Annotated in this window: 10 protein-coding genes; all 10 read left to right on the top strand. The window is 30.1% G+C overall.

From position 1 onward, the window contains the following. Positions 1 to 182 precede the first annotated feature (182 nt). The 10 genes from HNQ03_RS15495 to HNQ03_RS15450 all read left to right on the top strand — a co-directional run bounded on the left by HNQ03_RS15495 (position 183) and on the right by HNQ03_RS15450 (position 12,542). Positions 183 to 1,001 (top strand): M23 family metallopeptidase, encoded by an 819-nt coding sequence (locus HNQ03_RS15495; protein WP_173780606.1) that lies wholly within the window; start codon positions 183 to 185, stop codon positions 999 to 1,001. Positions 1,002 to 1,049: 48 nt separating this feature from the next. Then, positions 1,050 to 2,051 (top strand): DUF5991 domain-containing protein, encoded by a 1,002-nt coding sequence (locus tag HNQ03_RS15490; RefSeq protein WP_173780605.1) that lies wholly within the window; start codon positions 1,050 to 1,052, stop codon positions 2,049 to 2,051. A 129-nt stretch (positions 2,052 to 2,180) separates the two neighbouring features. Continuing rightward, positions 2,181 to 2,633 carry a DUF4280 domain-containing protein gene (locus HNQ03_RS15485; protein WP_173780604.1) on the top strand — a complete coding sequence of 151 codons (453 nt, stop codon included), beginning with the start codon at positions 2,181 to 2,183 and terminating at the stop codon, positions 2,631 to 2,633. Between the two features lie 15 nt (positions 2,634 to 2,648). Then, positions 2,649 to 5,354: a peptidoglycan-binding domain-containing protein gene (locus tag HNQ03_RS15480; protein ID WP_173780603.1), complete on the top strand. Its 2,706-nt coding sequence runs from the start codon at positions 2,649 to 2,651 to the stop codon at positions 5,352 to 5,354. Between the two features lie 82 nt (positions 5,355 to 5,436). Then, positions 5,437 to 6,225, top strand: coding sequence for a hypothetical protein (locus HNQ03_RS15475; protein ID WP_173780602.1), 789 nt, complete (start codon positions 5,437 to 5,439; stop codon positions 6,223 to 6,225). A 132-nt stretch (positions 6,226 to 6,357) separates the two neighbouring features. Continuing rightward, the gene (locus HNQ03_RS15470) at positions 6,358 to 8,235 is read left to right on the top strand and encodes a hypothetical protein (RefSeq protein ID WP_173780601.1); all 1,878 of its coding nucleotides are present in this window, start codon (positions 6,358 to 6,360) and stop codon (positions 8,233 to 8,235) included. A 179-nt stretch (positions 8,236 to 8,414) separates the two neighbouring features. Continuing rightward, positions 8,415 to 9,203: a hypothetical protein gene (locus HNQ03_RS15465; RefSeq protein WP_173780600.1), complete on the top strand. Its 789-nt coding sequence runs from the start codon at positions 8,415 to 8,417 to the stop codon at positions 9,201 to 9,203. Between the two features lie 64 nt (positions 9,204 to 9,267). Beyond that, entirely contained in the window at positions 9,268 to 9,543 is a 276-nt protein-coding gene (locus HNQ03_RS15460) for a PAAR-like protein (protein WP_317170383.1), read from the top strand. A gap of 15 nt (positions 9,544 to 9,558) precedes the next feature. Further along, the gene (locus HNQ03_RS15455; protein WP_173780598.1) at positions 9,559 to 11,871 is read left to right on the top strand and encodes a CHAP domain-containing protein; all 2,313 of its coding nucleotides are present in this window, start codon (positions 9,559 to 9,561) and stop codon (positions 11,869 to 11,871) included. A 74-nt stretch (positions 11,872 to 11,945) separates the two neighbouring features. Further along, on the top strand, positions 11,946 to 12,542 hold the full coding sequence (locus HNQ03_RS15450) for a hypothetical protein (RefSeq protein WP_173780597.1): 597 nt from the start codon (positions 11,946 to 11,948) through the stop codon (positions 12,540 to 12,542). Positions 12,543 to 12,594: the final 52 nt, after the last annotated feature.

Below are 12,594 nucleotides of genomic sequence, written 5' to 3'. Positions count from 1 at the left end.
AATTTTCTTCTCGTTTTTCTCATGTTTTTTCCGACTATTTAAAGTTAATAATTTCAACTTAAATAGTGGTCCAGTTTTTCAAGGGTATTATATATCTTTCGCTATATGATGGTAAGAATACTATAATTTTAGGCTGTGATTCACCAAAATGTAAAAAATATTTTCTTAAAGCAAAAGAAAATATGGATGAAGAAGAAAATGTGGATGAAGAAGATAATAAAATTGGACTAACTGAAACTGTTTCTGGTTCTAACAGTTATAATATAAATTTAAAGGATAATAAAGTTTTAGATTTTTTGATTGTTAAAAAAAATAAGTCTGGGAATGAATTAGATGTAGAAATTGATGGAAAGGTTTTATTTAGTAAAAAGTTCAACTGCGATATTTTAAACGTGGAAACCAGCACAAAATATAGTCAAAATTTTAATTTAACTTTATCTTACACAGAAATATCAAAATGCGCAGAATATTGTTCCCAATGTTTTGAGTATTCTGATGTAATTACTAATCCAAAAATTAATAACCAAAGTGGAAATAAAAATCATCATAGATATCATAATGAAAAAAGAAGTACTGGAAAATCACATGACGGTGTAGATATTTTAGCTGTTGCTGGAACAGAAGTACATTCCATGTTGTGTGGCGAAGTTGTGCATTTTAGGAATGATTTACCACAAGATGAATTAAATAAGGGACGAAATTCGAAAGGTTATGAGGCTAGTAGTTACGGAATTACTATAATTATAAAATCAAAAGATAACTCTGGAAATATTATTTATTTATATTATGCACATCTTTCTAAAGTGAATGTTATAATTGGACAAAAAGTAAAATATGGACAAGTTATTGGACTTTCTGGTAGTACAGGAAATGCAATGGCTGTTGATATTGTTAATCGTCATGTTCATATGGAAGCAGGAACATCATATTCAACCGCCGGAGGAAATGATGGTAAATTATGCGCTAAATTAGGAGGAACAATGGATGCTGAAAAAGTATGAAGACAAAATTTGATAAAAAAGGAAATGTAATACCATAAATTTTATAGAATGAAAAAAATATTAAGTATTATTCTAATTATATTTACTTTAAACAGCGTTGTAAACTGTGATGGGCAGAATAAGAATAATATCACAGAATTAACTGAAAAACTAGTTGATGAAAATTCTTCACCAATAAATTTTCTTGATAGAAAATATTTTACAAATTATGAATTAGATACTCATCATGAATATCCTACATTTTTTTATAGAAGTAATAGTTTAGGTGAATTTTCAGTAAATTTTATTGCTCAAGAATCGGAAAGTCAAAATTTTTGGAGAGAAAATAATGAAATTCTATCATTATATATGGGAATTGAAACAAGTAAAGAGGAAGATATTAAAATAAACCAATTGATAAAAGAAAAATTAGAATCTAACTTTGACGCATATTATAAAATTGCAGAATTTGTTCAACCTAAATATCTTTTAAAAAACAGTTACGATTACATTTATCCGTACAAGAAGACTTATTATCTATATGACAATAATAAGAATTCATGGATGTTTCTGAATGAAAAATTAATTTTTGATGGATCTGAAGAAAAAAATATAACAAGATTATCCGATTTATTATCGATGTTAAAAATTCCCAATATAAAAGTGCAGAATTCAATCTCAAAAATAAAAAAAAATGATGATATTTCAAACATAACACAATCAATAAATTGGGAAGGTACTTATCATCTAAATGTAGATTATGGAAAATTAGATGAAAATTCAGAAATGTCTATTGATTATACTTTAGAAGTTAAAAATAATACATGTACTTTTTCTGGATTGGGATATAAAGCATACTTTACGGATCGATGCACCATTGAAGGAAAAGGAAGTGTTTTAATTTTAAAATTTGAACAAAGCATTGATGGAGATGGTTTTTCAGACCATTCAAATCTTAATCTTTTAGGGGAGATAAATTATAAAAAGGGAACTTATTATTTGAAAAGTCCAATCGTTGCAGATTCGAAATCGAATTACAACACCGAAATTAAATTAGAAAAAAGCAAGTGATTTTTTGAAAAAAAAAATTGTAATCATACTTTTCTACCAAATATATTTTAAACTAAAAAGCACTCGAAAGTATGCTTTTTTAAGATATCCGTTCATTGAAATTTTGAAAACCCATCTTCCAGAAAAGCCATGTGCAAATGCGACCAAGGTTTTAAATTCCCAAAATTTAAAGTAACCAGTCACCAAAAGCATTATTGGAATGATGCCGAAGGAGAAGCAGATTATCTCGCCGTTACGGAAGAAGATGTGATGCTAGATCCACCGGCAATGCCATTTGGCAATTGCAAATTGCAACCTACTTCTGGCGGTTATTTACCTTGTTCGTATGCACCCGTTGGAAAATGGCAAAAACCTTATGAAAAAGTAAAAGTAATGGGACACAGTTGCCTCACAGAAATTTCCGAACTTCAATGTGCCATCGGTGGAAAAATAACCATCATGAAACATGGCCAACAGAGCGAAGCAGGGAAAAGAAATGTGAAAAACGCGGATGCGAGAAAACAGCATATTTATAATCCTATTATGGATTTCGAGGATTTTCAGGAAGAAATAAGTGAAGATTATTCTAACGATTATGAGTAACCTAAATTAAATAAGATGATTAACGGAACACAAAATCCAGTAGTTGGAAACGACGAGATTTATCAATATTCTGATAGTTTAGATATTTTTAATTCTTCCAATGCAACGTATGTTTGGAATATTTGGAAAAAAAAGCAAGGAAAATGGGTGAATATTACTGCTAAGCCACCGAAAATGGGACAGAAAGTTAGCTTTAAATTCGGTGAAAAAGTAATTGGTGAAGAATTTAAGCTTGAAGTTTTTAAAGCAATACCAAAATTTGGAAGCGATGATTTTGACGCAAAATTAGTAGGTGAAATAATAGTAATTCCCGCGTCGAGCAAAATTGCAAAAATCACTAAAGTAGTATTGTTCAATAATGGAGCAAAAGACCCCAACAAAGCAACCTACAAAGATTATTTGACAGCAAGAGCATATTGTATCACTATGTTTAATAAGGAAGTAGAATTTCAGTTGTGGGAAGATGATGCCGAAGGAAAAGGACATAATCCACAAATTAATAAAAACAACAAACTACCACAAAAATTTATTGCCAGAGTAAATGAAAAAGGTATTGCTGAAACAAAAATTTCGCTACTTTCCAATGAAAAAGTTTTAAAAGGTATTGCAGATAAATATTTATCTGCGGGAGATAAAAACGAGGGTGCCAATCACGAATATTACGTGACAGCAACTTATGAAGGAAGAATACAAGGTGCAAGCCAAGTGAATGTAAATGTTAAAAATCCTGGTACACAGCCAAAAAAAGATAGTGCCATATTTCCTGGAACTTCCAATAAGCCACCAAAATCTGACAAAGAAGGCAAAGTGACGCATGCATATTTTATAGATTCGAAGGGTAATCCTACTCAAAGAATTAAAGTTGGGGATTCTGTAAGAATTAGAGTTAAGACTGTTAATATGATTAAAGAGGATATTCAATACATCGTTTGGGAAAAAGATACTATTGATGCGCTTGACGATAGAATTTTCACCAGTCCAAAAATGAAAATTATTGATGACATAAGTGATACACCAGCATTAATAATCACCCAGGAGAAATATAATAAAGGAATAGATGCAAATTGGAATTATAGTGCTGATTCTGACAAAGACCAACAACAATATTATATAGAAATAATTCCCCTGAATACCAAAGCAAAATCTGTAAGTTTCGGTATAGATGACGAAGATAAACGCACGAAAGTGGATAATGTGAGGAGTACAGCGGTGGTTAAACCTAAAGCACAAACTACAACAAAAAATTGCGGCGAAAAATTTTGTATAAAAATTGGTAGCCCTAACAGTGAATTAATAAGAGAAATTAATATTCGATTAGCAGGTTTTGGAGGAAATGTTCCCACAGATGAATTTACGAATAACTCTGAAAAGATGGTTAAGCAGTTTCAACGTGATTACATGAAAATCCCTGAAACTGGAAAGGTTTGTGGGAATGTTCTAAAGGCTATTGATGATTTTTGTAATAAATATACAGAACAAATTAACGACTATAAATGTCCGTGTCAAAATCCAAACAATTCTGGGGAAAAAGATAAAGCTGCAAAAGTTGATAGATGTCCTGAAGGATGGGGAAAAGGATTGTATTCAGAACAATATTTAAAAGTAAATATTACTGAACCACATCGAAAATATGAGTATCCAGGAATGCATCGTTCGACTTTATGGGCTGTAAGTGCAATGAAATTTTATTTAGATTTTACCAAATCTGTTTATAGTAAATATGATGTGAACAGAGGGTATCGTTGTTGGGCTGATAATAATTTTCATAATAGAAAATCAACAAACCACTTTGGGAAAGCTGCTGATATCCGTTTTAATAAAAATGGCAAAAGAACAAAGTTGGCAAGCGATGCAAATCAAATACGAACTGATATTTTTAATAAATATCTTAACGCAAAATGGTGGGGAAATCCAAATATGTTCGCTTTAGAAAAAGAATCTGATGGTGCTGTAACTTATGTACATGTTGATTGTAGAGATTTTGCTTTAGAATATCACGAAAATAAATTTTTTGTGAAAACCCAAAATGCTGTTATTGGTAAAAGTATAGTGCAACTTGCAAATGACCTCGGATTTAATGACATGTGTCTATGTGGGGGTGGTAATTCAGCACGTTTGAAGAAAGTAGATAGTAAGAAGAATAAATTTAAATGGGCACACAGTGAATTTGGAAATTTACTTGCAAAAGAAGAATCTGGGGATAATTACAATATATGTAATAAAACAAAAGGTGGATATAAACAAATTAAAGATCTGAAAATTGTAGAAATGACAATAAAAGATATTCAAACAAAACAAAAAGATAGAGATGTTTTCGCAGTTGGAAGATATCAATTAATACCGAAAACATTTAGTGGGGCCATTAATAGTTTAAGTTTAGATTTAAGCGCATTTTTAGATGAAGAAATGCAAGATAAAATATTTGATGAATATTTAATCAAAATAAAAAGACCTAAAATAATTGCTTATTTAGAAGGTGAAGGATCAATTGAAGATGCCATGTATGCTTCTGCACAAGAGTGGGCAAGTGTTGGAGTTGAGAAAGGTAAAAAAATTAGTGATAAAGTTGTAAAGGATAAAAAAGGGAAAGAATTATCAAGAACGAAACGAACCGCTATCGGTGGTGAATCTTATTATGCTAACGATGGTTTTAATAAGTCACATATTACTCCAGAGGAAATAAAAAATGCACTTAAAAATTCAAAAAATGCAAATGAATAAATACTTAATAATAGCAGTGATATTTTTGCTATTTGAATGTAAAAAACCTGTTACAAAACAAAATTTACAGTCAAAGATTTCAATGTCAAATGAAAAAGAACCAAAAGAATTAATAGAAACTTTTGATAATTTAGTCACTTTAGACAAAATGAAAGGTAATTCTTTTGTCTTAAGTTGCGGTTCTGGTTGTGCTATGACTTACATTGCAAAACAAGCAGAAAAAAATTTGCAAAATGTGAAAGTCAAATTTAATGTTGATGTGTATATTGATGAAACTTTATCGGAATCTTATAATGAAAGTTATGTATTCTATTATGATAGTTCAAATCAATTAAAAAATATTAAACGTGTAGGTGAAAAGGAAGACTTTTTATCCTCACAAAGCATAAACGGACAAAATTCATTTAAAAAATTTGCGGATGATTTATCGACAATGCTTTATGGTAAAAAATCATCTGCTATTCAGGAAAATGAGAATGTTATCAATTTACCAATAGTAGGCAGCAAAATTGAAATTTTGGATTATCCCGTTCCCGCAAAATACAATAACATAAATATTGATGGAGAAATTCCCTCATCACTTTTAGAAATTAATGAAAATATTTTCATCATATGGTTCGAAGGTGATACTGAAAGATGGTATTTAGTTACTTTTAAAAACAATAAAATGTTTGATAAATTATTGATAGGGAAAAGTGAAACTGTGGAAACAGAAAATGGAACCACAGATAATTACATAGATTTTAAAATTGAGAAGAATTTTTTAATCACTTTAAATTATAGTTCTGGAAAAAATGTAGATTCCAGCATAATTCAAAAAACAGAAAAATATCAAATTGATAAAACTAATTATAAAATAAAACGATTATAATTTTAATTAAAAGAAAAAGGTATTGCTGAAACAAAAATTTCGTTACTTTCCAACGATAAAGTTTTAAAAGGAATTGCAGATAAATATTTATCTGCGGGAGATAAAAACGAAGGTGCCAACCACGAATATTACGTGACAGCAACTTATGAAGGAAGAATACAAGGTGCAAGCCAAGTGAATGTAAATGTTGCCATTTCTGGTACTCAACCAAAAAGAGATAGTGCTATCTTTTCCGGAACTTCCAATAAGCCACCAAAATCTGACAAAGAAGGTAAAATAACGCATGCTTATTTTATAGATTCGAAGGGTAATCCTACTCAAAGAATTAAAGTTGGGGATTCTGTAAGAATTAGAGTTAAGACTGTTAATATGATTAAAGAGGATATTCAATACATCGTTTGGGAAAAAGATACTATTGATGCGCTTGACGATAGAATTTTCACCAGTCCAAAAATGAAAATTATTGATGACATAAGTGATACACCAGCATTAATAATCACCCAGGAGAAATATAATAAAGGAATAGATGCAAATTGGAATTATATTGGTGATTCTGACAAAGACCAACAACAATATTATATAGAAATAATTCCCCTGAATACTAAAGCAAAATCTGTAAATTTTGGTATAGATGACGAAGATAAACGCACGAAAGTGGATAATGTGAGGAGTACAGCGATGGTGAAGAAAACTGAAGTACAAGAGAATACAAATGAGGAAGAAGGAAAATGCCCGCGATGTAATAAGGATATTACTTCCGATGATTTAAAAACTATATTTCTAAATGCGACTCCTGATAAACTAAAGATTGTTGCAGATACTTACAATAAGTATATGAAAGAATTGAAAATGAATACTTGTTGGAATAAAGCACATTTTTTTGCCCAAGCAATGGTTGAAGGTGGCAAAAGTTTAAATTTGAAAGAAGGTGAAGGATTTAATTACTCTGCAGAAGCACTTCCAGATAATTTCACAGCATTTAGTTTAACGGGAAAAAGATATGGTCCTCCGAATCAATTGGCCTATAAATATGGTAGAAGTAAGCAAAATAGTTTTAAGGCAGATAAAAAAATGATAGCAAACATAGCTTACAGTAATAGAAAAGAACTTGGTAATTTGGGTGGAGATGATGGTTGGAATTTTAGGGGAAGGGGATTAATACAAATAACAGGGAGGGAAATATATACATTTTGCAAACCGTACACATTAAAATATGAAAATACTGATGTTTTGAGTAGTCCTGATTTAGTAGGTGAAAAAATAAGTTTAGGCGTTTCCACCTCAATGATATTTTTTATGTGGAAAAAAAATAAAAATGGTACAGCACTAAATCAACTAACTTTAGGAACAAAAGATGTTAAAGGAAAAATTTGCCCTTTTATTGGAAATAATGTTGATATTAAAAATGCAGCTGAAAAAAAAATCACTACCAATTATGATGAAAAACAAAAATGCTTCGATGAAACAACTCCTATTGTGTTTAAGATAGATCAATGTTTACTAAATGAAAATAAAAAAGATGAGCCCGCAAAAGATTCTAAAGTTATAATTAAATTTGGCGTAAATGCGGACAAGGCTGTTGTGAGTGAAAAATCTTTAAATATATTAAAAGATGTTGGTGAACAAACTAAAAATTATTTAATTACAGTAACAAGCACTGCTCGAGACCCTTATAATCAAGCACGAATAATGTATGATAATATAGTTAAGAATGGAATGACAAAGCATAGAAACACTTATAAACCACCTGGTCAAAGAGTTTTAGACGCTTATGAATCTGCAAAAAATAAAGGGAAAGACAAAAATGGCATCATAAAAGAAATGGAAGATAAAATAAAAGAAATTGGTCCATCAAAAGTTTCGAGACACTGTGGTGATCCAAAAGTTGTAAATGTTTTTGACGTGACACAAGAAATGAGCAACCCGAAAGATTTTAAGAAAACAATAACTTCAAGAATTAGCAACGTACTTGATGAAAATGGATGTTATCATCTTGAAATAATACAATAGTTATGAAGACTTTTACAACTTATTTACTTTTTTTGTTGTGTTTTACATCCTGTAAAAAACAACAAAACATTTCTCTCACAAATGCAATAAACGAAAAACAAAATTCAGATACAATTTTTTTGGACAGCAAATCTATTTTATTCATTTCTCCAAGTGATAAAAATATTGAAAAACTAAAAATGCAAAAAGGTGATGATTTTTACACAATCGCAGATGATGCTAATGCTTATTATGCTATTGCAACAGAATATTTAGATTCACTTAAAATTAAATATACTAATAATGTTGATGATAAAATTATTGGGTACAAGATTAATGGTGAATTTGTACATATACCTAAAAATAAGAGTTCTTGGTATGTGATATTCTTTAATGACAATTATTACAAAACATTGGATTTAGTAAATATTCGAAATGAGTATACAAAATTTTTTAATCAAAATTTCACCAAGGAAAATTCAGGAAATTCAGAAATGAAAAGAATTATTGATTCAATTTCGGGAAAACAATATTTTTTAGTTAATAATTTGGAATGTGATTTAAATAACGATTCACTACCTGACCAAATAATCACTTTTGGAAATAATGAAGAAATTGATGCACAAAATCCAGATACCAAGATTGCGCCAATAGTTGTATTGATAAAAAAGAATAATAAAAAATACAATATACTTGTAAATGACAAAATTTATCCAAATAATTTTGCAGATGCTTTTAAAAAAGTCGTTGTTAAAAATTCTTACTTCACAATAGAACTTTCAAATGAAATTCCCGATCAATATATTTCATCAAAATATATTACATTTAAATATGATTTAATTTTGAAAAAAATTTTTCTATTTAAATATGGTAAGAATACTGATTGGAGTAATGGTAAAAAAGATAAAAGATTATGCACCAATAAAAATTTTGGAGAAATTTTATATGAAAATTTTAACGCTAATAATATTGCGGAAAAATGTAATTAGAATTTCAAATAAAACTGCTAGTTTCAAGCAGTTTTTTATATACAAAGTAATCGCTCTTTGACATATCCAAACCAAATACTTTCCCATACAAAAAGGAAAATCGCAAAAATCCTATGATAAAGTAAAAGTAATGGGATACAGTTGCCTCACAGAAATTGCTGAACTTCAGTGCGCCATTGGTGGAAAAATAACCATCATGAAACACGGTCAACAAAGTGAAGCCGGGAAAAGTAATGTGAAAAATGCGGATGCGAGAAAACAGCATATTTATAATCCTATTATGGATTTCGAGGATTTTCAGGAAGAAATTAGTGAAGATTATTCTAACGATTATGAGTAACCTAAATTAAATAAGATGATTAACGGAACACAAAATCCAGTAGTTGGAAACAACGAGATTTATCAATATTCTGATAGTTTAGATATTTTTAATTCTTCCAATGCAACGTATGTTTGGAATATTTGGAAAAAAAAGCAAGGAAAATGGGTGAATATTACTGCTAAGCCACCGAAAATGGGACAGAAAGTTAGCTTTAAATTCGGTGAAAAAGTAATTGGTGAAGAATTTAAGCTTGAAGTTTTTAAAGCAATACCAAAATTTGGAAGCGATGATTTTGACGCAAAATCAGTAGGTGAAATAATAGTAATTCCTGCGTCGAGCAAAATTACAAAAATCACTAAAGTAGAATTATTATATGTAGACGATACGAAAGGATCTACATTTAGTTTCATGGAAAAGCTACGAGCAAAAGCAAATTGTGTAGGTCTATTTGGTAATGAACTGGTTTTCACATTATGGGAAGACGATGCAGAAAAATCTGGACATAATTCTAAAAATCTTTTTATAGATTCTAAAAAAGGCAAAATAAACTCGAAAGGTTTTGCAATAGTAGAATTTACACTTTCCAAAGCGTTGATGCACAAAGCAATGCAAGGAGAAGCAGATACGAAACAATTGGAATTTTATGTTACTGTCGAATATTTTAAAAATAATAAACATGCTACAGAAAATGTAAATATTAACAATCCGTTTCCAAAACCTCAGAAATCAGTTGCCACAAAACAACAAGCTCCAGCAAAGGCGAAAGGTTCTCCTGCAGCAAGCAAACCTGTAAGTAAGAAAGAGGAGAAAGGGATTTGGAATCGTTTGTCAGAAGGTGCTTCTAAATTAGGAGGTGAAATTCATGATTATGCAGAAGCTAAAGCAAAGGCGATATTTGATCAATTGCCGACTATTATTAGTGAAGATATTGTTAGTTCTACAAAAGTGGATAGTATACCTGATAGCTCAAAAAGTGAGGAAAAGTGTCCAAGATGTACAAAACTAACAGAGGCAGAACTAACAGCTGTTTTTCCTGGCCTTAAAGAAACTTCCTTAATAACAGAAGTTGTAACTTCTTTCAATGAATATTGCAAAAAGTTTAATGTTAACACTTGTACTTTAAAAGCACATTTTTTTGCACAATCTAAGCAAGAAAGTGGAGATTCTCTAACACCAGCAATAAATGGTGAAAATATGAATTACAATATTGCTGCCTTAAAATCTACTGGTTTTAAAAATGTTTCTTCATCCTATTTATTTGGTGGAAAAACTGGTATAGAAATGGCAAATGATCTTGGACGGAAAAAAGATGAAGGTGCATTATCTATCGATAGACAAATAAAAATAGCAAACTTTGTATATGGTCTTGATCCAAAAGCTAAATCTTTAGGTAACAAAGCTCCAGCAGATAATAAGAGTTTAAATGAAAATGACAATGAAGGATGGAGATTTCGTGGAAGAGGAATGTTACAGATAAAAGGACGATATAATTATTCTACAATCCAAACTCATGTAAATAAGGTTGTAGGAAAACAATTTTTAGACATTAAAGAGGGTAGAAAATATGATGGGAAGTTAACAGCTACCGAAGCTTTATTATCAGGACTTGGAGATTGGGATTTACACAAAATGCATTCGGTTGCCAAAGTTGGTGTTACAGAAGATGCTTGTCGAAATGTTATAAAAATAATTAATAGTGCAACGAAATCAAAAACAAAAAGGATTGCAAATTTAATTGGAGGGACATGGTACGAAGATGACAAAAATACTAATACTTCTCATGTAGTTAAGGAAAAAGATTCGATGAAATTTATCTTCCGTGTTAAGGAATGCAAATTATTAAATATTGTTGATGATAAAGTAAAAGGTGATGATGATGGAGTTCTTAATAAAATGAAAAAAATTGCCGATGAGCATCATACTTATAAACAGGAAACAAATCATTTAAGAACAGATGATTCTGAAGATGGACTTGCTAATTTGGATTGTTCTGAATTTGTAAGCCGATATCTTTATGAATTAGGAATAACATCTTCAATAATTTATATGACAACCGACAGTATGAAAACGGAAAAAGCTTTCAGAAACGTTATTGGAAATAATAATATTGATTTTGTTGCAGGTAGTGATGGAGAAAACTTTACTCCTGAAAGAGGAGATATTTTTGTTTGGCGAAGAAGTGATGCAGGACACACAGGAATTGTTTATTCATATGATTCATCAACTGATGTAGTAACAATTTTGGAAGCTATAGGCAACGTGGAGCGGTTAGCGAAAAAGATCAAGTTAAAAATGGTGGATATTGGGGAACTGGAAATTCCAGAACTGCTAAATATACCCGATTGAAAGGTGCATTATGGGGACACAAAGGATGGATAGGATACTTTAGACCAAAAAATTACACTAAAAAATTATAACAAATGAAAATTAAAATAATCATACTTTTTCTTTTATTTCAGTTTGTTGGCTGTCAAAAAAAAATACAGCCAACAAGTAAACATTCAGAAAAAAAAACTGAGCAGAGCACGCCAGAAATAAATTTTATAAATTATCCTATTGACGATTTTGAAGGAATTACTTCCACAAAATATAATGGAATCTACAGAAGTTTTGATTTTAAATACACTAATGGCGAAACTATGTTTATTTTGTCTCCAAAAAGTGGGAATGAAAAATGGTATTCTGAACAGGAAAATAAATATAAAGGAAAAGATGTGGATGCGGAAATTGAAAAAAATCTGAATCAACAATCTTTTAAACTGCTAAGTAATGAATTTGATGTTTGGGTTTTTCATACTCCAAAAGAAAATATGAAAAAAACGCCAAAGATGGATGCTCCTTACACTCCTTTAATACCAAGAAAAATCTTTTTTTATAAATATGATTCTTCAAAAAACAATTGGTCAATTGTTAATACTTATTCAATAGAAAATGAGAAAGAAGAAGCAAAAGCCAACGAATGGCAAGAAAGTAATATTGTCTTAAACGCAAATAACTGGACACTTTTTTCTAATTGAATTTTAATTTAAGGACTCTTTATCCGACATATCTATTCCGATTTTTTTTAAG

The sequence above is a fragment of the Frigoriflavimonas asaccharolytica genome (assembly GCF_013294015.1).
In the GTDB taxonomy this organism is placed as follows: Bacteria; Bacteroidota; Bacteroidia; order Flavobacteriales; family Weeksellaceae; genus Frigoriflavimonas; species Frigoriflavimonas asaccharolytica.
Note: the sequence above shows the minus strand (reverse complement) of the source record. Positions and strands in the feature narration are given on the sequence as shown.

Coding starts and splice junctions, on each gene's coding strand:
- HNQ03_RS15480 (WP_173780603.1), top strand. CDS start 2,649: ATGATTAACGGAACACAAAATCCAGTAGTTGGAAACGACGAGATTTAT.
- HNQ03_RS15485 (WP_173780604.1), top strand. CDS start 2,181: ATGTGCAAATGCGACCAAGGTTTTAAATTCCCAAAATTTAAAGTAACC.
- HNQ03_RS15455 (WP_173780598.1), top strand. CDS start 9,559: ATGATTAACGGAACACAAAATCCAGTAGTTGGAAACAACGAGATTTAT.
- HNQ03_RS15495 (WP_173780606.1), top strand. CDS start 183: ATGGATGAAGAAGAAAATGTGGATGAAGAAGATAATAAAATTGGACTA.
- HNQ03_RS15490 (WP_173780605.1), top strand. CDS start 1,050: ATGAAAAAAATATTAAGTATTATTCTAATTATATTTACTTTAAACAGC.
- HNQ03_RS15450 (WP_173780597.1), top strand. CDS start 11,946: ATGAAAATTAAAATAATCATACTTTTTCTTTTATTTCAGTTTGTTGGC.
- HNQ03_RS15475 (WP_173780602.1), top strand. CDS start 5,437: ATGTCAAATGAAAAAGAACCAAAAGAATTAATAGAAACTTTTGATAAT.
- HNQ03_RS15465 (WP_173780600.1), top strand. CDS start 8,415: ATGCAAAAAGGTGATGATTTTTACACAATCGCAGATGATGCTAATGCT.